A 22,953-nucleotide genomic window follows, 5' to 3' on the forward strand; every position below is an offset into this window, starting at 1 on the left:
TATCAAGTTGAAGCCCATGCCTCCACTGATTGCTTATTGCCCAGGCCTTAAACGTGAGATAGTTTTCATCCCATTCTTTGCATACAGTGATTCCTCGATCCCAATAAAGATGCTTTTCTGGATACTCCCTTGAACACCTATTTTTCATGCCGCGCCATACTGTATATAACATTGATCTTGACTCCCCATGAAATACACCAGACAAACATCCACAGGATCTTATTCTTCCTCTAACCAGGTGTAAAAGCCTTACCGTCTTTATTTTTCCACAATCACACTGGCAAACAAATGCCCGATGTTTCTGACCTGACGGCAAAACAATGCGGTCACCTTCTTTTTGCACTACCAGCTTCCAATAACGATCACCGGTAGATACTATTAGCTTTTTTCCCATTTTTAAATTTGAGTTTGTAGTTCTCAATAACCCATATCAAGCTTAAACGATCCTGCTTTACGTTCTTTCTGGCAATAGATTCAACAAGCTCAACTCGATCCAATCCAATCTTTTGCACTAATCTTTTCCGATATTCAATAAGGTTCCCATGAAGAAACTTATTACACTTTATACAAGCACCATGAACATTATCCTCGTTAAACCTGGTGTTTGAGTAGTTACCTGCAGCCATATAATGGGAAGCATTCATCTGATCCAGCGATTTGTGCTCCCCGCAGGAAATGCATTGGAAATACCCACCCAAGTCATCACGCTGCCGGATGTACCGGTTGAAGTGTACGGTTGCCAGTTTAATCAGCTGGGGGATTGTTTTCTTCTGGTATTTCTGTATTTGAGCTGCTGTTAGTTCCATGTTTCAATAGTTTGGAAAATCATTGTATTCTATTCCGTCCAGCTTCCTGCCAGCAACCCTTTTCCCAACTTTTACCATCTGCTGCCCATCCGTGAAGTCAATACTGGGCTCCCGATATAATCGCCCCCTTTCTACAGGCAACCATTCTCCCCATTGTTTGAAGAAGAATGCTGCCCCAATTCTGTCTGAATCTTCTCTTATATTTCTAACCCAATCCGGATGTAGAGGCCTAGCATTATGTCCTGATTCACCCCCAACTATTACCCAATGAATACCAAAGTTTCTATTCGGGTTTTTGCAACATGTATTCGCCGTAATCACATCAGTTGGCAGAAGAGGAAACCTTAGGTTAACGTTTTCTAATAAAGGTTCTATAGATAAGAACCTAATGATCGCATTTACTTTAAGAAGTTCACGAACCCTCTTTTTGGCTGTATCCTGATTCTCTACGCTGGTGCCAATCCAAACATTTTCAGGAAGGCCGTTAGGCCAATGACCTTTGGAAAGGATATTTATATGCTCAGGGCGCTTGGTGAGTAATTGCCAGATCAGGTTGGGAGTGTTGTCAATCAAGTTAAAAAGTCTCGACAAATGAGGTAAAGTATCAGGATGTCCTTCAAACACATCTGCCATAGACGCGCAGAACACCTTGGCTTTTACTCCGGCTCTTGCCGCCGCTTTATCCCATTTCGATGGCTGTTTCCAATACGCCTCACTCATTGGCTTCCGGGAACTGCCTGGACCCCAGTGGCCTCCCTTCCATCTACTATCCAGCGTTTCCGCATAGCAGTTTTTACACCCTTCGGAGACTTTCATACATCCCCACCAAGGATTGAAAGTGTGATCTGTCCATTCTATTTTAGAATTTTCCATGCTTTAACTTTTTATGCTTTTACCATCACGGTTTTCAACAGATCATCAATAGTTACCCCGTACATATCGGAAAGTGTTATAAGGAACTGCGGGCTTTGTGGTAATACACGCCCTCTTTCCCAATGCTGGTACCGGGATATGTTTATCCCTAGTTTACGGGCGACCTGATCCAGCGTCCATCCTTCCCGCTCACGCAGGAATAGGAGGTTACTGGCGAATGTTTTCTTTATGCACATAAATATTTTTTAAAAGGGTCCGTCCTCTTCATTAACTGTATTGTGAACAGGATGCCAATTAGCGGGCCGTGGTGAATGTTGATTTGATTCTGTCTCGGGTACGGAAAATCTCATGAAGTTCCCTTCGAATTTCATTGGGAAGGACAATTTCGCGCCATCCCTTTGCTTTGCGATTTTGAATCGTACCAATATTGGATCACCAAATCGCACTTCTTCTGATTCTTCTTCCGGCGTGAGAAATAATACGCTATCTGCATCTTGCTCTATTGCCCCTGACTCTCTCAGGTCAGATAGGACAGGCTCCTTCCTTCCTCCTTTTTCGATATCCCTGCTCATCTGGCTTAGTGCAAAGACCGGCATTCGAAGGTCTTTTGCCATTCCCTTTAATCCCCTAGATATCTCTGCAATCTGCTGTTCCCTGTTTTGGGATTTACTCCCTCTGTTTCCACCGATTAGCTGGAGATAATCCACTACCGCGAAATCAAGACCTGTCCTAAACTTCTGCTGGATGCATTTGCTGTGCAGCACCTGTACATTCTGGCTAAAGGAGTCATCCATGTATATGGGAAGCCTGGCCAATCTGTCAGCAGCTTCACTCATTAGCTGCCGTTCAAAATCTTCCATCTGATTACGCTGTATCTTTGCAAAGTCAACTCCGGACTCTGCCGAGAACATTCTCTGGTTAATTTTATCCCTGTTCATTTCCAGGGAAAAGAATGCGCCCTTTTTCTTAGCCTTTGCCGCATTACGAAGAATCTGAAGTGCCAGAGCCGTTTTTCCGCATCCCGGCCGTGCAGCAATGACGTGCAGTTCATCTGCCTTATAACCGAAGAATATCTTATCCAACGGATCTATTCCGGACGGCACCCCGGACATAACACCAGGTTTGATGGAATCGATATACTTCAGCGTTCCAACAATGATCCGATCAATTCCCACCAGCCCTCCCTGCATCGTTCCGGCAAGAAGGTCAGATAGTGATTTTTGAAGATCAGACACCAGGTCAAAAACATCATGTCCCCACTCACTTGATTGGTAATGGATGCTTCCCGTGATCTTCTGTAACTCCCTGGACATATAAAGCTCGGCTAGCTTCATTGTGTGATCTTCCAGGTGAGCAGAAGAAACCACAGAATTTGTCATTGAAGCAAGCTCAGGCATTGTTATTTTTGACTCATTACCGGCTTTCTTGATTTCTCCCCACACGGTGATGATGTCAATCGGTGATGCCTTCTTGAATAACACAAATACAGCTTTCGCTACTTCCTCATGCGCCCGAACGTAAAACATTTCTGGCCTGAGTAGAACACTCACCCTTGCGATTGCAGTTTTTTCCAGGAGGATGGCCCCCAAAACAGCGCGTTCAATGTCCTTATCAAACAAAAATCCTTTCATATGCCTAAGCCTTTTAACGCTTCTTCAACTGATCCTCCCCCTGGCTTTATCCGGAAAGATTTCAAATCCTGCTTAGCAAGCCAGTTCTGGAAATGTGATCTATAATCCTTTACGCCCTTGACCCCTTCTCCCACTGACTTTAAATGGGAATTAAACGCCTGAAGAGCTTTAACAATCTGAATCTCCGAAATGGTGAACTTCTTTCGCACATGGTCAACGAAGTAGATCTTGTCTGCCAAACAATCGGTCATTAGCACATCCACAGATTTGGAAATTGAAGAACCAAAAAGTATTGGTGATGGCATCACGCCTCCGCTTTCCCCTCCATCTCCTTTTCCCCTTCCTATATCCCCTTCCTTCGTAGAGTATTCGTCTAACACTCGTGGAGTGTTAGTGGAGTGCTGTGTAAACTCAATGCCTTCACTGATTGTATAGCCTTTCAGGTTCATTAACCTTAATAATTCCTCCTCCGGGCAGTTCCTCGCCTTGGAGGGTTTATCTACCTTCTGGTGCCTCCGGAAAGTTCTGATACAGTAGAAGCCTTCCCCACGGTAGGAGAACGGGATCACTGCCTCTAACTCCGCCAGGCGTTCCAGCCAGCTAGAAAAAACCTCAATTCTGAGAGCCGATTTATAGGGGAATATTTGGTTCTTTAACCATAGGGGATTAGACCTTACAACCCCATAATCATCCGAGAAATTCCATAAGCCAATAAACGTTAACATGATAGCCTCGGGCTCCTGCCCCAACTTCTCATCATTCCAAAAATCCGGCTTTATTGATCTTATCCTTGGCATTATCACTTTTGTTAGAAAAGTTCCTTTTGTTTCGAATCCCTGACTTTCAATTCTGTTTTTATAAAAGCATCCAGTTTCCTTTCCCAGTACCTGGTCTTTTCCCAATCAACAGAAGCGTGATACTTCTCATATTCCTTACGGTACCCTCGGACCCGGCGGGAAAGTTCCAGCAACCGGTCGAACTTCTTTTGGAGCGTTTCGTTATCCATTGCTACCGAAGTTTTATTTTAACAGGCTCAATGCTTGATTCCTCTGACCACTTACCACTATTGTACAGCTGACCAAACTCATCCACATCGAAGAACCCATTGCGGTCGAACGGCTCCCGCTCCTTTGTTGGATCTTCCGGTTCGAAAGGGAGACCGGCATGCTCATCAAAGGAAAACTTATGTCCGTTAATGAGCAGATCGTGCTCCATTGCATTGTAAAGCTTATACTGCGTGGTGTTTTCACTTTTGCAGGCTTGCTTTACTGTTGGATACTCCTGAACCATTCTGCCCTGGCTGTCAAATTTGTACACTGCATTTGGATTTCGTGGCATAAGAACTTATTTGCTTGATTATCGACCTCTTTTTCTCTTCAAACCGATGAAGCCTTTTTTGTTCCTCGGGAGCACAGCACCGCGCTTTGGAAAGAAAGTTTTATCGATTTCGTCCGCAATTCCTGTGTGTGGCATCTTAGTTTTAGGATCAACCATATCATAGATTCTGCGGCCATACTGATAAAACTCACCTACGATTTCCCTTTCGTGTTTTACCTTCTGCTTATCTGTGTATGAAAACCTTGTATTCATCGTTATTCGTTTGGTGATGGGATGCTGATACCGAGATATTCAGCAGCCCATTGTTGGATCTTTTCTATATATTGATTAAACTCTGTGGTTGTAAGCTCCGTTGTGCTGACGGCCCCTGTCAAAATCTCCCCGGTATTGTAGTTGATCACATCCCGTTTCAGGAAAAGCCCCTTCATAACCTCGTGTGCATCCTCTCCACTTTCTATTGATTCAAAGCCGGCGTCTATCAACCCATCCCTGACCATATCACAAACCACACCCCAGTAGTAGGCATTTTGGCTCAGACTCCTAACCTTCCGGGTTGAGACTTTTACCAGATAAATGCCATCCTTCAATTCAGCGAACTGCTTTCTGATTTCCTCCCGGTTCTTAATCCGGCCGTTTTCGATATGGCAGATTCGCTGGGACATTAGATGGCTGTCTTATTAAATGGAATAGAAAGCCCGGCCGAAGCGGCAACCACATTCTTGCCCGTCAAATCCCTGATCTCACGGACGAACCTGCGTTCATCACTGTTCGAGTCACTCAGGTGAATAAGCACAATGTTATTCACAGTAGACAGGTCATTTGCAGCCAGCAACCCCTTGCATGTTTCCAGATTCATGTGTGATTGCACAATCCGGTCCCGTAGAAAGCCAGGGGTTCCATTCCCTTCCATTATTAACTCATCATGGTTACACTCCACAATGATGTTGTTAATGCCTGGGAAAACGTAATCACAGTAATAAGTATCTGTCAGGAAGAGAGTAAGGCCGCATTCTGGATGGTGGATCAGAAACCCAAAGCAGGGAACATCATGGTTTACCGAAAACGGTCTCACCTTGAATTCACCAATCTGGTAGGAAAGACCCGCTCTTATAACCATTGCGTTATGATGCCTATCCACGTCACAGGCCTTGAAGGTATCCACCCCACCGTACACAGGAACTCCTGCATTCAGCACATCTTTGATTGCCTTTGCATGATCGCCATGGCAATGGGTAACAATGCAGGAAACGCCTTGGAGGTTAAATTGTAATGCCTCCTTTATTTTTCTAAATTGAACTCCGCACTCAATAAGAAGTGTTTCCGTCTCCCCTTTAAGGAGATATGCATTGCCCGCGCTGTTGCTACCTATGACCCGTAGTTCCATCAGATTGGATTTTTTTCTTCACCGGTTAATTCCTCTTCCTTTTCTTCCACAGAAACAGGTGCAGGATCAGGATCAATTGTGAGCACTTCTCTGTTTGCCCGTTCGCCAATTGTGGTTCTAACAACTTCCGATTGGATATCTTCAGTAGAATCTTCGTACAGGTGAGCATCATCACTAGTATTTATCAACAACTTGCATGCACGATTAATAACCGTTTTGGCGGCCATCTGGTCAGCAAAGTTTTTATGTGCAGGGCTACCTCCTTTTGCATGACCTTGTGCCCACGCCTTTTGAATTTGATCCCAGGTCATAACCTCCATGTCCTTAGTCCCATCTTCCAGCTCGGTTATGGCATATGCACCAACTATAACTCCGGATCCAATGCTTTCCAACGTTTGTTTATGGTGTATGAGTTTCCTGCGGCCAGTTTCCTCATCCACTTCAAATTCAAATTCATCCCCTTTAAAAATGGCATTACCTTTTATTTTGTTCAAACCAGCAACCCTACGCGCCATTGCGATGTTGCCGGCGTATTCCCGTTGCCAGGATAATTTTCCTCCGTATGCAATGAAGGAACCTTGCCTTTTAGCAACACTTAGGCCTTCCGTCACCATTTTAAACAGGCTGTTTGCGATGCTATCTTTGGAACATGATTCGAGTACAGGTTTACCGTCTTTATCCTTTAACTCCACTAAAACCAGGTAAGCAGATTTTAAAGCATTTTCCGCACTATAGTTTTTGGGCAACACCAATTCGCCGGCTTCCTGGAATTGAGATATCCTTGATAGAACACCATCAGTAATGTTCCTGTCTTGTTTTGTGGCCGGTGCTGCCGGAGTTGTTGTATTTGACATCGATTAATATTAAGCAGCCTCTACCCTCAAAGTGGTGTCAGCAGGTGAAACAAAAAGAGAAATGATCTGGGAATTGATCTCCGGGATGAACGTAACGGACTCTCGGTTATCACAGAATACAGGAGCATAGATCTCGTAATGCTGGGAAAGAGTATTTAGGACATCGAGACCGGCGAGCAGTTTGGCGGCAGTATTGAGGGTCTTGTATGGAACATCTTTGTACTCACAGACACAGGTATCTGCGATTCCTCCATTAACCTGCTGGTCGAAGAGACGGAATGAAACATACCGGAAGCGATCATTTACCCTTTTCTCAAGTATGTCCATTTTTGCCCTGTTATAGGCCTCGATCTCAAACTCCTTCTGTTCAATGGTGGCGATTTCCTGAGCAGTTGCGGATTCTTCCTTTTTAAGTTGGGCAATCCGTAATTCCGTCTTCTCAATGGTTGCCTTCCTGGATAACTTCTCCTTAAGTTCATCCAGTTCTTCATTCAGGGTAGCTTTCTCAGCCTTCTCCTTTTCAAATGTCACAGGCTCCCCCAGCGCGTCAGTCTGAATTTTAACCAGCTTTCTCAGTTCTTCTATTTCATCCAGAAGGTTCAGAGCATCCCCGTTTTTATCCATAAGAACGGTAACTGCAGCTTCAATATCTATGGACGATGCGTTCTTCGCAAGCTCCTTAATGTCCGCGAGTTGTTGGGCCAGTGCAGGAACTTTTTCCTTGGTTACTTTTAATTGGGTGCCCAGGTCTTCAATCGCTTGCTCTAAGGACTGCAGGGTTTTCTCTTCCTGCGCCTTTTGCTCCTTGCTGCGATCGGACTTACGTACTTCATCCGCTTTGCGGGACGCAACTCCTTCATTGAAGTTCTTTAACAGCCCCGCTTTTGTTTTAACAACATCATCAACTGGCAGTTGTTGCTTGCATGATGGACAAACGCAACCGTTTTCATCGAAAACAAACTTTTCTGCATTGATCTTCTCCCACTGTTCCCGGTTGCCCTGGATCAGCATGTCCAGCCTTTCAATTTCAGTTTTACACCTTTCCACCATTTCATCCTTGGATGTGATCTCCTTTTCTAACCTGGAAACCTCCCGATTATTGGAATCAATCTGGTTTTGAACAGAGGCAATCTCAGATGTTTTGCCATTTTGGTTTTCAAGCAAACCGCTTTTGATCTTACTCCGGATTCCATCCAAGAGCGTGTTCTTCAGGAAAATCTCATTATTCAAAGCCGTGATGCCCTTTTGCTTTTCCTGTAATCCCTTTGAATAGTCAGCCAGCTGCTGGTCTATATCCTCCACACGCGCCTTCTTAGCTTTTATCTGTTTGGCCAGGTCGTCCCAATCCAAAACATCCGGCAATCCACGTTTTGCCTCGTCAATTCGTGGAAGGTACTGTTCGGAATCTTTCTTCAAACCAGCTTTCTTAGCACCCAGCTGCTTTTTGTAATCGTCCAGGTCCTTGTATTTACCACTTCCGAGAACTTCCCTTAAATGGGAGAAGTCTGTCACCTTGGAGTTCATCGAGGTAAAAATGTCCTCGTTGGTTATCTCCCCAGCAATATCCACCAGGCCTCGGCGCTGGTCCTTCCAGTCAAGAGAATTGAAGTAGTGGGGGTTGGTGAGAAGTTTGATCAGGCTGGGAGAGATCATTGCATCTACATCTGCCTGATACTCGGTTAAGGACACGGGAACATCATTCACATAGTATTCGGTATAATGACCTTTGAATACCTTCTGTGACTGGCCCTTCGGCTTTTGCCAGTCCTCCATGTAAACCCTCTTCAGTTTTAGCTCCCGGTTGTTTACCAGGAAGACACCCTCCACTTCATGAGACTGTGCGTTCAGTTCTTTACGGAGGGTGTTTTTGATCTCATAGTCCTTACGGTCAAATTCATCCTTGCCGGTAAGTAACCAGAAAAACGCAGACAGGATCGTAGATTTGCCTGACTCGTTAGCCCCACTGATTTTAGTGGACTGTCCAAACTGAATCAGGAGATCCGTTATACCCTTGAAATTTCTCAAAGAAAGTGTTTGTAAATAAATTGTTTTCATAACTTTATAGTGTATTCAAATTTTAAGTTTTCTTTAAGAAGGCCCGGTGATCAGACCGGGCCTTTCTTTTACCCGCTAGTTTCTGTCAACTATTCGCTGGCATCACTGCCAGCTTCACCTTGTTCAGCATTGACTGCTTCAGCAACGTTTTCGGTTGCGTCTTCGGCGCCCTGGCCGTCTTTTACTTCTGGATCGAAATTGTCCATGTTCGCTTTTGGTTTTATTGTTAAAGAATAGAAAACTTATTTCTTAAAATTGTAAGTCTCCGTTGTGTTTAATACCCCGGCTGAATCCAGTTCTTTGCCAGAACGAATGAAGAATCCCTCACTCTGAAGAAGGCGGTAGTCATCTGACCTCATAATTACGGGCACACACCTGCCGTCAGCATACAAATTGCATTGAACTGTGTTTCCCTCTATTTTTTTAACATCTAATTGCATCCATTTTTCCATAAACCAATTTTTAAAAAGTGGCCGCTACTTTCCCGGCCTGGTCAGAAGGATTTCAACGTTTAGTGTTTAATAATCGCGTCCGTGCTGTCGTATCCCTATTCTTTCCAGCATGTCACCGGTTACACCTGATCACCGGAAGTTTACACGTAATCTACTTTCCTTCGTTCCTCGTGTTGGTTGCGTTGTGGAGGCCGGGGAATCGAACCCTCAAGACCCTGATGGACTAAGAGAAAAACTCCATTGTCTGCCCCCATTTGCCGGTCTTCCCCGGCTGCCACTCTTGGTAAAGCCCAACATTAGATAAGCTGTGCAATATTCGCTCCCGGCTCCTGTAGTGCGTGAATACTGCGACAGTAACACTACATTATGGGATCCCGTCTTTCCGGCAGTCCGAGGTGGCTCTCCCTCAGTCACCACTTTACGCCTCAAATGGTTTAACGGGTCGCTTCAGTCCTACCATAACCGTAGCAGTTGACTCTGGCATGCTACTAACCATTGCGCCTATTCGCCATCAAAGGCCACGGTAAGACGTCCCTGTAAAGGTTTGTGTCCGATAGGCTCCCGCTTCATTATTTTAGTCTGGTGGATAGCGAACACCAGTAACCGCGCCGCACTCGCCGCCCGATGATCAGGTTTCTGGGTACTTGCCCTACAATCCTGCAACTATCTTTAAAACCGCCGTAGTTTTTCCCCGGCTTTAGCTACCAGCCGTCACATCACATTCGTTAGAATGGCTGGTTATTTCTGCGGTTCCAATTCATCCGGGCAGCGATATGATATTTCATGCTCGCTTTAGGGGCTGACTACCCTCCTTATAAAGTATCCCGGTGCGGGTAAGGCGTTCGACACCGCTCTTCGCTGATCAGGCGCCGCACTCCTTTATATGCGTAACCGGGAATAAGGTTGGGGCTGTCCAGAGTACTCTCGCCTCCTTTCGGTGACCAGGGATTTGTCCTGCCCCAATATTTTCAAAGAACTTCTATCACTTTCAAAAGGCACCAGCCATAAACATGGCCGGTACGCCGCTTATAAATTCCACGTTATGAAAAAACTTCAGGGAATCCGGCACCTGGAAAAGTGCCGGAGTTTTATTGTTCTTTTTTTCAACCCCAAATACTGTAACAATAAATTTCTATTTGAATCGGTTCTTATCCCTTTTGTAGTCTCGGACCTGCAAGTATGCTGCATAACCAAGAATACTGAGTAAGGAACCTATAATAACTAAACCTAAAAGTGACATACCTTAAATTTTCCCAGGAAAGAGATCTCACCTGGCTGTTTACCTTTCAAACCATATCCTATGAAAAACCTTACCTTTTGATCAGCCTAGCATTGCTCTATTGAGCCGTAGGAATTTATTACCAGATGCTCTGGTCCAATATTGTCGTGCCTCCCAGAAAATGCTGCGTATAACTCCCAATGCTGCAGTGCATAATCTCTGTACTGGTTGGCTTTGTATATGTAATAGATATTCATCCAGAACCACCGCGTTTCCTTTGCCATTAACCGGCAGGTACGGGACTGGCGCATATAATCCTTATAGCACTCCAGTTGGACCTCCGCAACTTCTTCCCGATGGTGAACTTCTTCTTCGTTCGGTTCAACGATCGTCACCTCTTTTCCATGGCTATCAAAGTGCTCCAGCAAACCAGGCATTACTTTGTAAAATGCAAAACCAGCGATAGCTGCCAAGGCGATCTGGCCAAGAACCGGATTTTCTGCTACGAATTGTATAATTGTATTCATTTGATGTGAGTTTTATGTTTGAAGAAAAGTAGTTTGAATAGTAAGGTTCCGAGGATCAAATCTGCAAGCATCAGTATAACTAATGCACACCAAAGAAGGGTTGTATTATCAATGCTCATGATCGTGGATTTTTTATAGTTTAGGCAAAAACACCTTTAATACTTTCAATAGCCCTTCTGAATACTCTTTCCCTTTCTTCAAGCGCATTAGCACGAGCATTTTTATGGTGGTATACCTCTGGTTTAAGTCCTTCCTTTTTTATATGACCTAATTCACCAGCTTTAACTGCCGCATTTAAAGCTTTCCTAACAGAAGATGGAACTTTCCCACAAATAACTCGAACACCCTCTATTTGAACTGCCATTACGTTTGCTTGATCTGCAGTTATATTACCTTGTTGCAATTGGTCTGTAGCGTATTCGATCGCGGTTTGTCTTGAAGGCATGATCGTGGATTAAAAGGTTATGGTTTACTATATATTGATAAGCAATTCGCACCTAACTTCTCAATTCGCCCCCTGAACTTCCGCAGTGCCTCTGCTCTATCACGAGCCCTCCACTTCCTCTCCAAGACTACAGCCCACCGTGTGATCATTTCCTTTCTGCTGAGAGGTTTCTTCGCCGGTAGCGCGTGATCATCTTTTTTATAGGCAACATGCATTGTATCAAAGAAGTTATAACAGTACAGGTAACGTCTTCAAAGTCTCTTGCTTAAGTTTCACCAGTTCCATTGCCTTTTGTGCAATGGCCTCGTTCCAATATGGCAGCTCTGGATTTAAAGCATCCTTCACTGTCTGGGGGTGATAAGTAGTAGCTTCAGCCACATCTTTCACCATCACTCCCCATTTCTTCATTTGAGAGCGGATCTTGCGTTTTGCAACCCTTACCCTGCTGCGTGGTTCTACGGTTCTCATTATTTCGTATTTTCGCTCTTGTTTGTCGCCTTCTAGGTAGTGTACCTTTGCGTTGACAATACAAATGTACAGATTATTCTGAATTATCCAAACTTTTCTGAACTATTTTTTATGGCCAAGGCTGAAAAGATTGAAGAACGGACAAAAGAGTTTGTAAAGGCACTAGAAATCCTTACAAATCAAAAGGTTATAAAAAATCAAAAGGAGTTGGCTACTATTTTGGGCTATAAAAATGCCACGGCAATTTCTGAAATCAAGGCTGGTAGAGTCAATATCCAACCTGACAAATGGCAATTATTTCAGAAAACATTTAAATGGCTCCCAGAGGAGCATACAGAAATATCTGTAGTAACTGTAGATGAAAATGAGGAAATCATTAGGTTAAGGCAGGATGTTGATAATTTGAAAGCCAGGAATAGCTTACATACAAAACTTATTAAAGAATTGCTTTCAGAAGTAAGGAAAAAGAGCAATAGTGCGATAGATGATTACTATTCTAACGAATTATTAAACATATTATCTGAAGAGTAGATCGGTCTAAGTAACGGAGGTAAGTTAATCCCTTTTTGGTGGGTTTTAGAATTGTAGTAGGTGATGTTTCCTTGGCTTTTGCGGACATCTTTTTCTTCCTTTTGGCGTTTCCCATTTCAACAGGTTTTGGTGATAAAACAAAATGTAACAGGAATTAAAAGTCTGCAACCATTCCGCAGTAGAAATGCGTAGTACACAATATATCCACTGTGGATAATTAAATTTTAGAACGCAGATAAGGTGCGTAGGATACAAAATGATCTACTTAAAATAATTGAAAACGCAAAAATTCCTAAAATGAAATTCCTTTTACTCCCGCTATTGTTGATCGCAAAAACTTCCTTCGGGCAAACCTTTTTTGTTGTCGGAAAAGACATTAAAAGCGTTGAGCATGTTACAAATAAGGTTAAGTTCGAAGGTCACAAAATTGCTTCGGATTCAACATCTGCAGATTATATTATTGAATTGCTAATGGACGGTTCCTATAAATTTGTGAGCCTTAAACAGCCCTACCAAGGATATGTTAAAATTACAGATCGCAGAACTGGACAGGAAGTCACGAAATCTAAAATAGTAAAAGGGGGCCCGACCGCATTTAATGGATACAATGCCGCTTTTGGTATTTACCGAAAAATCGCAGACAAATACCTTCCTGGTGAATTAAAAAAGTGTAAGGAGGTAACGTTATGAGACAAAAATTAATATTGACAGCGATTTTTCTGGTATTAACGTTCTCAACCTATGCACAGAAATTCTTTGTTGAGAAGGCCGATGGAGGATCCGAAAAGGTAATTATAGATAAGTTACTCGAAGAGAACATTCAAGTGACTTTTAAAGAAGATAGCGCCGACTATACCTTGAAATCAAATATTAAAAAAATGTCATTGGGAAGGGCAAAGGGCAATATTCTTATAATAGAAAATAAAACTGGAAACCTTTACGGAAAAACAACAGACACTTGGGGTAGCGCAAGGTTAGTAAATGGTTACGACAATCCTGTTGCGGATGTTCTTAGAAGAATTTGCAAAAAATCCCTTATGGCCTTAATAGCGCCTTTAAAACGTGGTTAATACTTTATTTTGTAACCAACCTAACTAAATTCATGGAGATTCAAGTTATAGAAAAACAATATTCCCACCAAGGGACAATTCAGGATACCATTGATACTCTGGAGTTAAGGGCGACCAATGAAGCCCTCCACCAAATCGCCCAGAAGATGTCAGCATATTTGGGAGAAATGAACTGCCACAATCATTCGGACGTGGTACCTGTTGGCAAAATAGAAATAATGGGGGATTCCCTGCTCTCGCCGGGCGCATCCATAACTACCTCCCTGGTAAATACCTGTTGTGCAGACTTCAAAAGAGTATTCGATGCTAAGGTGGGTGAATTCTTTCAGCAATATAAAGACTAAAGGTTTGGAGCTGGCTGGGGGGCATAGTGGGTAATGATTCTAAGGGCAAAACGGGTCCAGAGCGGGGCCGTAAATAACAGGTTTAACTCCTGTGCCGAGAATCAGAAAATCGGTAATACATTTTAATAATCAGGGTATTATGAATATTCAAAAAGGCAGTAACGGGTTTGTGCCGAATCCAGTTCTGGGCACCAAAATTAAAAGCCTGCACTCAGTGCGGGCTTTTTCATTTCAGAACACAACTATCCCCTACCCCTCCCTGAACTGCGTTGGCGTAATCCCCGCCTGGGCTTTAAAGAAATTCGAAAAATACGCATGATCAATAAAGCCCAGTTCAAATGCAATTTCCTTGATGGAGAGATCCGTTGTCTGAAGCAAACGTTTTGCTTCTAATAGCACACGTTCCTGGATCAATTTCGTGGCCGGCACATGGAGGTGTTTCTTACAAAGGATATTCAGATAGTTGGCAGTGATGTGCAGCTTGGAAGCATAGAAACTAACCAGTTTCTCCTGCTTGTAAAATTTATCAATCAGCTGACTGAACTCCGCAAGCCTCGGATGAGACTGGAACACTTTCAGATCAGTAAAGATCTTCTCCGCCTCCTTACTCACAATCGCAGCGATCACAGCTGCCCTTGCACTGATAACCTCCTGCACTGAGTCCGGCGAATTCAACTCATCTCTGATAGCATCAAATTCATACTTCAGCAATTTAAAATTATCACTGGTCAGCGGGATCACCGGATGATTAATATAATTAGAAAACGAGAAACGGAAAAATGATGCAAAGCGCTCGAAAAACTGCTGTTGTATCATCAGCTGGTAACCTGTTGTACCAGGCCTGATGCTCCAGGTATGCACCTGTCCGGGAAACAGCACATGAATTTGTTTATTCCCGATGGGGTAATCGTGGAAGTCGATATTATGCACCCCTTTTGCCGATTCAAACAGGTTGATGATAAAAAAATCATGCTTATGCGGCTTGTCGATATGCCGTTCACCATGCAGTTCATTGAAGAGGAATTCCTCCCTGCCAGCCTGCTGGCCTTTCCGGAATTCATGGATACCTAAAACGGGGATGTTACCTGTTTCGTCATAGATCTTCATACCCGCAAATTAATAAATCTTTCAAGGCATGGCATGAATCCTTCACAGGATAACCAGCTGTGAGGGTTAATTTTGTAAAAAATGATGGGAACATGAAGAAAACCGAACTATCCCGCAAAGAATTTCTAAAAATGTCCGGATTGGGACTGGCAGGAGTAACACTTGCTTCAGGCTTTATACCCGCTGCAGGAGCAGACAACCTCCTGCTAAAGAACGTGCGGCTGGAAACAGGGTTTGAATATGAAGGAGGAGAGGTATCCCACACAAAAACTGAATTATTCTGCGTAGAAATAAAAGACGGAAAGATTAAAAGTATTTCCGCTAATAAACCAAACGCCGCCGGGGCTATTGATGCAAAAGGCTGGCTGATGCTTCCTGCATTTAAGGATATGCACATTCACCTTGATAAAACATTCTACGGTGGCCCCTGGCAGGCAACCAGAAGAGGCCCGGGTGGTGTTAAGGGTATGATTGCCCTGGAACAGAAGATCCTTCCGGAGATGCTGAAAACTTCTACAAACCGGGCAGAAAAGCTAATTGAGTTGCTGCAATCCAAAGGCACTAATTTCGCCAGGAGCCATGTCAACATTGAACCCACTTCAAAACTGCAATCGCTCAGCAATCTTCTCAAAGCACTGGAAAACAGGAAGAGCTCCTTTGGCGCTGAACTGGTAGCCTTCCCGCAGCATGGCGTATTCTACACTGATTCAGTTCCCTATTTAAAGGAAGCTGCAAAGATGAACATCGATTTCATTGGGGGCCTTGATCCTTATACTATTGACGGTGCCATTGAAAAAACAATAGATTTCACGGTACAGCTGGCGCTGGATAACAAAAAAGGGATCGATATCCACCTGCATGAATCGGGCGAGTCCGGACTAAAAACAGTAGAATACCTGATTAAGAAAGTAAACGAAAACCCCGCACTTCAGCACAAAACATTCTTAAGTCACTGCTTTGTGCTGGGAAGGATCGATAAGATAAAACAGGAAGAAATTGCTGAACAACTGGGTGCTGCAGGTATAGGTATTGTTTCTACCATTCCATTCGGAGGGCTTATTATGCCTATACCCACACTCTATAAGCACAATGTAAACGTGATGACTGGAAACGACAGCATCATCGATCACTGGAGCACATTCGGATCTGGAAGCGTATTGGAAAAAGCCCATACAATGGCACAGTTATATGGCTACTCCACCGAGTTCCTGTTGTCCAGAAGCCTGAAGCTGGCTACCGGGAATGTACTTCCGCTTGATGATAAAGGTGTACAGCAATGGCCTAAAGCAGGGGATTTTGCAGACCTGGTGCTGATAGATGCCAGCTGTTCTGCAGAAGCAGTTGCAAGAATTTCACCTGTAAGATCGCTGATCAACAAAGGACAAATAGTATATTAAAATACCCGCAGCTCCATTGAGCTGCGGGGGTGCTACTCTTTATTATGGCGCTTCAAACTTCCATAGTTGCGCATCCGTACCATTCCAGTTCCAGGACCGGATATCCGCACCCGGCGTTACACTTCCGTCCGCAATATCAAGTACATTATTACTTGATTTGGACATAATACGGTACCAGCCGCCGCCAGCAGGCTCAATGCGCCATTGCTGACAATCGTTCGGGAAAACATCCCATACCTGGATATTTGCGCCGCGGTCTATTCCACAGGCATCCAGGTCTAAGGCCTTATGAGTAGGCAGCTCTGACAGAATCTTATAATATCCGTTACCCTGGTAGGTAAGGTTCCACTTCTGCCCGTTACAGGTGGTACGCGTCCAGGTCCTTACATCCGCATTCCCGGTAGCACATCCTGCAATGTCAACATACAGGCCTGCGCCTGCAGTAGTGTTCATCTTGGACCTGATGGCATACTGTCCGTTTGCTATGGGATTAGGGGTATAACAGGGCGTTCCTCCTCCCGATTGTACCACGCCCGAGTTAGTGATACTCACCGGCACAATATTGCCTGCTGCATCAAAGAACATCCTGTCGATCGCTACCTGGCGTTCATGAATATTGGTGCTTGTACGCCGGTGATACACAAAAAAATACTCATCACTGCAACCGGGTTTCCTGATCACTGCATTATGCCCCGGCCCTTTTATGGCACCACGCGGAGAGGTGATCCGCCCTTTGTAAGTCCAGGGTCCCATTGGGTTGGAAGAGGTAGCATATTCCACATGGTAATCATCATTGCCGAAATGATTAATGGAATACATCAGGTAATAGATACTGTTTCGTTTGATCACATAGGGCGCTTCGAAATAGTTAGATGGCTTATTATGCCCCCGCGTACCTGTCAGTGAGATCATATCGTTATTCAAGCGCTGAATGTTCATCGTGGTATTGCCCCAATACATGTAAGCCTGTCCATCGCTATCTATGAATACCATCGGGTCTATGGGGTCGGTACCATCACCCGTTGCCAATGCACTGCCTTTATCCACAAAAGGTCCGGTAGGGGTGGTACTCACAGCCACACCTACTTTTTTGGCGGCAGTAAAATAAAAGTAATAATTTCCGTTACGTGCTACTATAGCAGGCGCCCATCCATCCGTGTGCGCCCAGCTTACATTCGCGAGGTCCAGCACAATACCTTCATCCGTCCAGTTCAGCAGATCTGTGGATGAGTAGGCATGGAACTGGCTGGCGTTCGGCCCGCTGGCAGTGGGGTAAATGTAATACTTACCATTGGCGTAAATAATATCGGGATCAGCTGTTGCAACCGGCAGGATCGGGTTGCCGCTCATCAGGCCGATGGCGCTTAGCAGGCTGATATTACCTCTTAAAGTACCAGAAGGTAACGCTTCTGCTGGTGTGGTTTCTTTCTCTGCGCATCCCGCAAAAACTAATGCAATAATAAGTGTGGATAGTTGTTTTTTCATTGGGTTTACTTTTGGGTGAAGGGTTTATGATCGTGGAATAAGAAGTATCAGTGGCGGTAACTAAATATAAAATAGTTTCCCGGCCCCGCGGAAGCAGAGCGGCAAAATGAATCATTTCGACAAAGTATTGAGACGTTCTGACTACCTAGCCAGTGGGAAGAAGAGGGTTAACTATAATAAAGTGTTTATCATCATTTTTTTTCCTGTACACCATTTGTACATTCCCTAACCGCTTTTTATCAGGCGCAGTAAACATTACCGCCGTCCTTAATTTTATACTACCAATAAAAAAACCTGCGCCACCAGGGAGGTGACGCAGGCTCTTCCTGTTAAATCAAATCATTCAAAGTTACACCAGGTATCCATCATGCAACTGCAAACAGGTCCTGACAATGCGCATTCCGTAAAGTCAATGTCGGCGATGCAACGGAAATCGCCGCATGAGGCACTAAGTTGGGTTCTGCCACCATTTACAGCGCGGAGGCTGTTTCTGCTGAGGGTTCTGAAAAGTGTTTTCATACGTGTAAATTGGCTTGTTTAATAACCAATATCGTTAGCGCACATACTGCGCGTATAAATGCGGAGTTACAGGTTACAGATCATCCTGCGGCTGCAAGGCTATTTCGGAAGCCGCAAGAATAGGCACCAGGTGCATGAGGTCTTTCAGTACATAACTCTTCGGCATTCTGCGGCCGTTGATATAGAAAGTAGGCGTACCCTTGAGGCCGACCTCATTCATCCATTTACGATGCGCCATCAATTGGTCTTTTACATCCAGCGAAGTATTGTATTGCCAGCGCTTTCGCCATTTGTCCAGATTCATATACCTGAACCAGTCGGATAACATATGCGCCACCTCTTCCGGCGACTGCAAACCACGTGCACACTGGAAGATGGCCGTAACAGCTTCGGTAATGTTCTCTGCGCGATCTTCCATGCTCAGGAAGCGCACTTTCACAGATAGCTGGTCTTTATAGGTTTCACAGATCTCATCAAGCACCCCATGTGCGTACTGGCAGGGTCCGCAGAAAGGGTTGCAGGCTACCACTAATTCCAGTGCTGCATTAGGATTACCAAAATGCAGCTCATGCGGCATTGTAGTGGTATCTACTTCTTGCATACGTTCCCACTGGGCAATGAAGAGCAGGGGATCGCGTTTCCATTTGAGCAGGTCCTGAGCATGATTATCTTTCTCTGTACTGTCTTTCAAATGCGCTTTGATCGGCTGAATGGCAAGGCAAAGCATGGCTTGTACTACGAAAAAATATCCGATGGTAAGGGGCTCAAGCAGGGGAAAAGCAGCGTTAAAAAAGGCAAAGGCCAGGGCACTTTGCAGGCTGAGCACACCTACGATAACGAGGCAGAGGGCACACCACCTCTTCAACCTGAATTTCTGTATAACCAAGCTCGCGCCCGCTACAAGAATGAGCGGCATCGCAATCACCATTAGCATGGCCATGAGAGCAGGGTACCAGGCAGCAGCCACAAAAAACACAAACTGCGTCAGGAAATAGGAAAGTGCGAGATCGGCTACGGTAATGCTGCCATATACTTTGGCGAGCTTACTCCTGAGTACCGCTTTACAACCTGCCCTCCCGCCAACGGAGTTACAGACTTCGTTCACAATACCTATCTGCATACCCAGTTCCGTAGTAATGGTAAATACGCCGAAGGTAAGTCCGGTCAATGCCAGGATGCCCCATGTGAGCAATGCCAAACCCGGGTTGAAGTTAAAAGCCGTACCCACAGCCGCCAGTACCAGCAATCCGGCGATGATACCTATGGCGGTAAAAGCATGCTGCCGCTGCAGCAGTTTCGTATTTTCAGGTACTTTCCAAGCGGCTTTCCCGTCTGCAAATACAACTATGCCGCTCCAGTTATGGCGGAGCTTTTCATCGGATTCGAAGGTGGCGGGTTTATCTACCTGCATCAGGTAATCGTTGCCTCCCTGGTTTACATGCGCCAGCAGCGGATAATTGAAATCCATGATACTGGATCTGTCACTTTCGGTGGCACAATATTGCATACCGCCCATATCTAAAAAGTCAGTGAGCGAAACCAGCGAAGGATAATCAGGATGGGTTTGCAACTCTTTGGCAATGAACTGCCTGTGTGTTTTAATGCCAAGGCTTCGCAGCCAACGTCGTACAATGTCTTCAAAGACAAGTTGATGCTGTTTATTCATAAAGTGGAATTTGTAAAGGCCCCGCTCGCCTGCGGCAGCAATTAATATTTGTGAATCCTCTGGGTTTCCTGTATGTGTATATTTTACGTTTGTTCAAATTAAGAAACGCCACTGCAATAATATTGCAGTGAAAAAAGGCCAATTTGTGCTTAACACTCCTGTCGCTCCAAGCCAAATACATGATGAAAAACCCTCAAAATGACGCAATTTGACCAGATATTGAAACGTTTTGACTACCTCCCTAAGCCCTTTTTTTAAGAAATTCGCCCTTCGTCTCGTAATCATTAAAAACTGAACAAAAATGTTGGTCCATCGGCAATTCAGAATGGCTGTTATCCTTGTGTGTGGTTTCCTTCAGTCTGTAACCAGCTTCGCGCAGGAACAAAAAGCGCCCAGCTACCCGCTTATAACGCATACTCCCTATTTTAGTATCTGGAGCAATACAGATCAACTGAACGGATCTGTTACAAAACACTGGACAGGGGCAGATCATTCCCTGCTCGGCATTATTAAAGTAGATGATGCCTACTACCGTTTCCTCGGAAAAGAAACCGATGAGTTTACCACAGTGCTCCCAACAGCAGATGAAACGCCGTACCAGGTAGCGTATACATTCAGTAAACCGGAACAAGGCTGGAACGAACCGGCATTCAATGATGCAGCCTGGAAAACCGGCGAAGCACCTTTTTCAGATGACAGAAAAAAAGCAAAAACTTACTGGAACACGGATGATCTCTGGGTAAGAAGAACCTTTACGCTGAATAACCAGGTAAATTTTGACAAGCTCTTCCTGAGGATCAATCATGATGACAATATCGATATCTACCTGAATGGTAAAGCAATCTATCATAAACAAGGCTGGGTAAATAATTATACTTTCCTGGACCTGCAGGAACAACTGAAAGCTAACCTGAAAGCAGGTAAGAACGTACTCGCATTTCATGTACGCAATACTGCCGGCGGCCGCTTCCTGGATGCTGGTATTGTAAGAAAGATAGAAACGGCAGACAGCAAATTGATCAGGGTAGCAGCGCAAAAGGATGTTGACATAAAAGCCATGGCAACAAAATATCTTTTCAGCTGCGGAAAGGCAGACCTTGAACTGACCTTCACATCTCCTTTGCTGATAAAAGACCTTGACCTGTTAGCCACTCCCATATCTTATGTGAGCTACAAAGTAAAGTCCAACGATGGTAATAAACACCAGGTATCCGTTTTCTTAAGCGCAAGCACCGATATCGCAACCGATCAGCCTACGCAACAGGTAACTGCAAAAGCCACTGCCACAGGCGGTGTAAAACTGCTGCAGGCAGGAACTGTTGAACAGCCTGTATTGATGAAACAGGGTGACGACCGCCGTATAGACTGGGGCTATTTTTATATAGGTGCATCAAAAGACTATTCCCAGCAATATATTTCTGCTGATGAGAAAACCGGTATCAGCCAGTTCTTACAGGGCAGGTACCAGGGCACTACGGAGAAAACAGGAAAACGTTTAAACCTCAACACCGTTGTTTCCTTTGGCCAGGTAGGCGTTCAGCCCATAGAAAAGTTTATGCTGCTGGGATACGATGAAGTGTATGCTATTCAATATTTCGGCACAAACCTGCGCCCCTGGTGGAATAAAAACGGTAACCGGCAATTCAGCACTTTAATGAATACAGCGGCTGCGAATTATAACGCCGTTATCAAAAAAGTAAAACAATTCGAGGATACGATCTATACTGATGCTTTTAAAGCCGGAGGCGAAGCTTATGCAAAACTATGCGAACTGGTTTACCGCCAGAGTATTGCTGCTCATGGATTAGTAGAAAGCCCTCAGAAAGAACTGTTATTCTTGTCCAAAGAAAACTTCAGTAATGGCTGCATTGCAACGGTAGACCTCACCTACCCTTCCGCTCCTTTATACCTGGCTTACAATCCGGAACTGGAAAAGGGTATGATGAACGGCATCTTCTATTACAGTGAAAGTGGTAAATGGACCAAACCTTTTGCTGCTCACGACCTGGGTACTTATCCGCTTGCAAACGGCCAGGTATATGGTGAAGATATGCCGGTGGAAGAAGCTGGCAATATGGTGATCCTCACAGCAGCTATCGCAAAGGTAGAAGGCGGGGCAGATTATGCAAAGAAACACTGGCCTGTATTGACAACCTGGGCCAAATACCTGGATAAAGAAGGTTTTGATCCCGCCAACCAGCTTTGCACAGATGATTTTGCCGGCCACCTGGCAAGGAACGTAAACCTTTCCGCCAAAGCCATCATGGCATTACGCAGTTATGCTTTTCTGGCCGATAAGCTCGGGCATAAAGCAGATGCGCAATACTACCTCGGCCGCAGCCAGGAAATGATGCAGAACTGGATAAAGATGTCTGGCGATGGAGACCACTTCAGCTTAACTTTCGACAAGAAAAATACCTGGAGCCAGAAATACAACCTGGTATGGGATAAAGTGCTGGATTTCCATCTCTTCCCTGAAAGTGTATTTGAAAAAGAAATAAGCTATTACCTCACTAAACAACTGACTTATGGCCTCCCGCTGGATTCACGTAAAACCTATACCAAATCCGACTGGATCATATGGACGGCTGTAATGACAAAAGACAATACGGAGTTTGAAAAATTCATTCTTCCCTTGCGGAAATATGCAGCAGAAACAAGCAGCAGAGTACCTATCAGCGACTGGCATGAAACAACCAACGGCAAACAGGTGGGCTTCCAGGCAAGAAGTGTGGTAGGCGGTTATTTCATGAAGGTATTAAGTGATAAACTAAATAAATAA

24 protein-coding genes are annotated in these 22,953 nt (G+C 44.5%); 6 read left to right on the forward strand and 18 right to left on the reverse strand.

Annotation, left to right across the window (positions count from 1 at the left end):
* Positions 1-362: 362 nt before the first annotated feature.
* The 14 genes from AAHN97_RS15125 to AAHN97_RS15190 all read right to left on the reverse strand — a co-directional run bounded on the left by AAHN97_RS15125 (position 363) and on the right by AAHN97_RS15190 (position 12,052).
* Positions 363-806 (reverse strand): recombination protein NinG, encoded by a 444-nt coding sequence (locus AAHN97_RS15125; RefSeq protein ID WP_343302877.1) that lies wholly within the window; start codon positions 804-806, stop codon positions 363-365.
* Between the two features lie 3 nt (positions 807-809).
* Positions 810-1,679 (reverse strand): phage Gp37/Gp68 family protein, encoded by an 870-nt coding sequence (locus AAHN97_RS15130; protein ID WP_343302878.1) that lies wholly within the window; start codon positions 1,677-1,679, stop codon positions 810-812.
* A gap of 11 nt (positions 1,680-1,690) precedes the next feature.
* Positions 1,691-1,915: a helix-turn-helix domain-containing protein gene (locus AAHN97_RS15135; protein ID WP_343302879.1), complete on the reverse strand. Its 225-nt coding sequence runs from the start codon at positions 1,913-1,915 to the stop codon at positions 1,691-1,693.
* A 9-nt stretch (positions 1,916-1,924) separates the two neighbouring features.
* Positions 1,925-3,310 (reverse strand): replicative DNA helicase, encoded by a 1,386-nt coding sequence (locus AAHN97_RS15140; RefSeq protein WP_343302880.1) that lies wholly within the window; start codon positions 3,308-3,310, stop codon positions 1,925-1,927.
* Positions 3,307-4,107: a hypothetical protein gene (locus tag AAHN97_RS15145; RefSeq protein WP_343302881.1), complete on the reverse strand. Its 801-nt coding sequence runs from the start codon at positions 4,105-4,107 to the stop codon at positions 3,307-3,309. Before AAHN97_RS15145 ends, AAHN97_RS15140 begins: the two co-directional genes overlap by 4 nt.
* Before the next feature lie 11 nt (positions 4,108-4,118).
* Positions 4,119-4,316: a hypothetical protein gene (locus AAHN97_RS15150; protein WP_343302882.1), complete on the reverse strand. Its 198-nt coding sequence runs from the start codon at positions 4,314-4,316 to the stop codon at positions 4,119-4,121.
* Between the two features lie 2 nt (positions 4,317-4,318).
* Positions 4,319-4,648 carry a hypothetical protein gene (locus tag AAHN97_RS15155; RefSeq protein ID WP_343302883.1) on the reverse strand — a complete coding sequence of 110 codons (330 nt, stop codon included), beginning with the start codon at positions 4,646-4,648 and terminating at the stop codon, positions 4,319-4,321.
* A gap of 254 nt (positions 4,649-4,902) precedes the next feature.
* Positions 4,903-5,310, reverse strand: a complete 408-nt coding sequence (locus AAHN97_RS15160) for a hypothetical protein (RefSeq protein WP_343302884.1) — start codon at positions 5,308-5,310, stop codon at positions 4,903-4,905.
* On the reverse strand, positions 5,310-6,032 hold the full coding sequence (locus AAHN97_RS15165) for an MBL fold metallo-hydrolase (RefSeq protein WP_343302885.1): 723 nt from the start codon (positions 6,030-6,032) through the stop codon (positions 5,310-5,312). Before AAHN97_RS15165 ends, AAHN97_RS15160 begins: the two co-directional genes overlap by 1 nt.
* Positions 6,032-6,886, reverse strand: a complete 855-nt coding sequence (locus AAHN97_RS15170; protein WP_343302886.1) for a recombinase RecT — start codon at positions 6,884-6,886, stop codon at positions 6,032-6,034. The genes AAHN97_RS15165 and AAHN97_RS15170 overlap by 1 nt, the downstream gene beginning before the upstream one ends.
* Before the next feature lie 9 nt (positions 6,887-6,895).
* Complete coding sequence (locus AAHN97_RS15175) at positions 6,896-8,941, reverse strand: AAA family ATPase (RefSeq protein ID WP_343302887.1); 2,046 nt, start codon at positions 8,939-8,941, stop codon at positions 6,896-6,898.
* Positions 8,942-10,719: 1,778 nt separating this feature from the next.
* Complete coding sequence (locus AAHN97_RS15180) at positions 10,720-11,139, reverse strand: hypothetical protein (protein WP_343302888.1); 420 nt, start codon at positions 11,137-11,139, stop codon at positions 10,720-10,722.
* Between the two features lie 139 nt (positions 11,140-11,278).
* A complete protein-coding gene (locus tag AAHN97_RS15185) occupies positions 11,279-11,584 on the reverse strand; it encodes a hypothetical protein (RefSeq protein ID WP_343302889.1) in 306 nt (101 codons plus the stop codon).
* Positions 11,585-11,812: 228 nt separating this feature from the next.
* Positions 11,813-12,052 carry a hypothetical protein gene (locus AAHN97_RS15190; RefSeq protein ID WP_343302890.1) on the reverse strand — a complete coding sequence of 80 codons (240 nt, stop codon included), beginning with the start codon at positions 12,050-12,052 and terminating at the stop codon, positions 11,813-11,815.
* Positions 12,053-12,163: 111 nt separating this feature from the next.
* Between AAHN97_RS15190 and AAHN97_RS15195 the strand changes: the two genes are divergently transcribed.
* The 4 genes from AAHN97_RS15195 to AAHN97_RS15210 all read left to right on the forward strand — a co-directional run bounded on the left by AAHN97_RS15195 (position 12,164) and on the right by AAHN97_RS15210 (position 13,997).
* Positions 12,164-12,583, forward strand: a complete 420-nt coding sequence (locus AAHN97_RS15195; protein ID WP_343302891.1) for a hypothetical protein — start codon at positions 12,164-12,166, stop codon at positions 12,581-12,583.
* A gap of 297 nt (positions 12,584-12,880) precedes the next feature.
* Positions 12,881-13,273 (forward strand): hypothetical protein, encoded by a 393-nt coding sequence (locus tag AAHN97_RS15200; protein WP_343302892.1) that lies wholly within the window; start codon positions 12,881-12,883, stop codon positions 13,271-13,273.
* Positions 13,270-13,653, forward strand: a complete 384-nt coding sequence (locus tag AAHN97_RS15205; RefSeq protein ID WP_343302893.1) for a hypothetical protein — start codon at positions 13,270-13,272, stop codon at positions 13,651-13,653. Before AAHN97_RS15200 ends, AAHN97_RS15205 begins: the two co-directional genes overlap by 4 nt.
* Positions 13,654-13,799: 146 nt before the next feature.
* Entirely contained in the window at positions 13,800-13,997 is a 198-nt protein-coding gene (locus AAHN97_RS15210; RefSeq protein WP_343302894.1) for a hypothetical protein, read from the forward strand.
* Between the two features lie 249 nt (positions 13,998-14,246).
* Here AAHN97_RS15210 and AAHN97_RS15215 read toward each other — a convergent pair whose 3' ends face one another.
* Entirely contained in the window at positions 14,247-15,104 is an 858-nt protein-coding gene (locus tag AAHN97_RS15215; RefSeq protein ID WP_343302896.1) for an AraC family transcriptional regulator, read from the reverse strand.
* A 92-nt stretch (positions 15,105-15,196) separates the two neighbouring features.
* Here AAHN97_RS15215 and AAHN97_RS15220 point away from each other — a divergent pair, with 92 nt between their 5' ends.
* The gene (locus AAHN97_RS15220) at positions 15,197-16,501 is read left to right on the forward strand and encodes an amidohydrolase (RefSeq protein ID WP_343302897.1); all 1,305 of its coding nucleotides are present in this window, start codon (positions 15,197-15,199) and stop codon (positions 16,499-16,501) included.
* Between the two features lie 42 nt (positions 16,502-16,543).
* On the opposite strand, the gene AAHN97_RS15225 is transcribed toward AAHN97_RS15220, so the two are convergent.
* The 3 genes from AAHN97_RS15225 to AAHN97_RS15235 form a co-directional block, all read right to left on the reverse strand.
* Positions 16,544-17,986, reverse strand: coding sequence for a family 43 glycosylhydrolase (locus AAHN97_RS15225; RefSeq protein ID WP_343302898.1), 1,443 nt, complete (start codon positions 17,984-17,986; stop codon positions 16,544-16,546).
* Positions 17,987-18,325: 339 nt separating this feature from the next.
* Positions 18,326-18,505 carry a hypothetical protein gene (locus AAHN97_RS15230; RefSeq protein WP_343302899.1) on the reverse strand — a complete coding sequence of 60 codons (180 nt, stop codon included), beginning with the start codon at positions 18,503-18,505 and terminating at the stop codon, positions 18,326-18,328.
* A gap of 73 nt (positions 18,506-18,578) precedes the next feature.
* A complete protein-coding gene (locus tag AAHN97_RS15235) occupies positions 18,579-20,171 on the reverse strand; it encodes a vitamin K epoxide reductase family protein (protein ID WP_343302900.1) in 1,593 nt (530 codons plus the stop codon).
* A gap of 325 nt (positions 20,172-20,496) precedes the next feature.
* Between AAHN97_RS15235 and AAHN97_RS15240 the strand changes: the two genes are divergently transcribed.
* Positions 20,497-22,953, forward strand: a complete 2,457-nt coding sequence (locus AAHN97_RS15240; RefSeq protein ID WP_343302901.1) for a glutaminase family protein — start codon at positions 20,497-20,499, stop codon at positions 22,951-22,953.

The organism is Chitinophaga niabensis, from assembly GCF_039545795.1.
In the GTDB taxonomy this organism is placed as follows: Bacteria; Bacteroidota; Bacteroidia; order Chitinophagales; family Chitinophagaceae; genus Chitinophaga; species Chitinophaga niabensis_B.

Bases quoted from the DNA above. Each gene is read 5' to 3' on its own strand.
- AAHN97_RS15125 (WP_343302877.1), bottom strand. From the start codon at position 806: ATGGAACTAACAGCAGCTCAAATACAGAAATACCAGAAGAAAACAATC.
- AAHN97_RS15130 (WP_343302878.1), bottom strand. From the start codon at position 1,679: ATGGAAAATTCTAAAATAGAATGGACAGATCACACTTTCAATCCTTGG.
- AAHN97_RS15135 (WP_343302879.1), bottom strand. From the start codon at position 1,915: ATGTGCATAAAGAAAACATTCGCCAGTAACCTCCTATTCCTGCGTGAG.
- AAHN97_RS15140 (WP_343302880.1), bottom strand. From the start codon at position 3,310: ATGAAAGGATTTTTGTTTGATAAGGACATTGAACGCGCTGTTTTGGGG.
- AAHN97_RS15145 (WP_343302881.1), bottom strand. From the start codon at position 4,107: ATGCCAAGGATAAGATCAATAAAGCCGGATTTTTGGAATGATGAGAAG.
- AAHN97_RS15150 (WP_343302882.1), bottom strand. From the start codon at position 4,316: ATGGATAACGAAACGCTCCAAAAGAAGTTCGACCGGTTGCTGGAACTT.
- AAHN97_RS15155 (WP_343302883.1), bottom strand. From the start codon at position 4,648: ATGCCACGAAATCCAAATGCAGTGTACAAATTTGACAGCCAGGGCAGA.
- AAHN97_RS15160 (WP_343302884.1), bottom strand. From the start codon at position 5,310: ATGTCCCAGCGAATCTGCCATATCGAAAACGGCCGGATTAAGAACCGG.
- AAHN97_RS15165 (WP_343302885.1), bottom strand. From the start codon at position 6,032: ATGGAACTACGGGTCATAGGTAGCAACAGCGCGGGCAATGCATATCTC.
- AAHN97_RS15170 (WP_343302886.1), bottom strand. From the start codon at position 6,886: ATGTCAAATACAACAACTCCGGCAGCACCGGCCACAAAACAAGACAGG.
- AAHN97_RS15175 (WP_343302887.1), bottom strand. From the start codon at position 8,941: ATGAAAACAATTTATTTACAAACACTTTCTTTGAGAAATTTCAAGGGT.
- AAHN97_RS15180 (WP_343302888.1), bottom strand. From the start codon at position 11,139: ATGAATACAATTATACAATTCGTAGCAGAAAATCCGGTTCTTGGCCAG.
- AAHN97_RS15185 (WP_343302889.1), bottom strand. From the start codon at position 11,584: ATGCCTTCAAGACAAACCGCGATCGAATACGCTACAGACCAATTGCAA.
- AAHN97_RS15190 (WP_343302890.1), bottom strand. From the start codon at position 12,052: ATGAGAACCGTAGAACCACGCAGCAGGGTAAGGGTTGCAAAACGCAAG.
- AAHN97_RS15195 (WP_343302891.1), top strand. From the start codon at position 12,164: ATGGCCAAGGCTGAAAAGATTGAAGAACGGACAAAAGAGTTTGTAAAG.
- AAHN97_RS15200 (WP_343302892.1), top strand. From the start codon at position 12,881: ATGAAATTCCTTTTACTCCCGCTATTGTTGATCGCAAAAACTTCCTTC.
- AAHN97_RS15205 (WP_343302893.1), top strand. From the start codon at position 13,270: ATGAGACAAAAATTAATATTGACAGCGATTTTTCTGGTATTAACGTTC.
- AAHN97_RS15210 (WP_343302894.1), top strand. From the start codon at position 13,800: ATGTCAGCATATTTGGGAGAAATGAACTGCCACAATCATTCGGACGTG.
- AAHN97_RS15215 (WP_343302896.1), bottom strand. From the start codon at position 15,104: ATGAAGATCTATGACGAAACAGGTAACATCCCCGTTTTAGGTATCCAT.
- AAHN97_RS15220 (WP_343302897.1), top strand. From the start codon at position 15,197: ATGAAGAAAACCGAACTATCCCGCAAAGAATTTCTAAAAATGTCCGGA.
- AAHN97_RS15225 (WP_343302898.1), bottom strand. From the start codon at position 17,986: ATGAAAAAACAACTATCCACACTTATTATTGCATTAGTTTTTGCGGGA.
- AAHN97_RS15230 (WP_343302899.1), bottom strand. From the start codon at position 18,505: ATGAAAACACTTTTCAGAACCCTCAGCAGAAACAGCCTCCGCGCTGTA.
- AAHN97_RS15235 (WP_343302900.1), bottom strand. From the start codon at position 20,171: ATGAATAAACAGCATCAACTTGTCTTTGAAGACATTGTACGACGTTGG.
- AAHN97_RS15240 (WP_343302901.1), top strand. From the start codon at position 20,497: ATGGCTGTTATCCTTGTGTGTGGTTTCCTTCAGTCTGTAACCAGCTTC.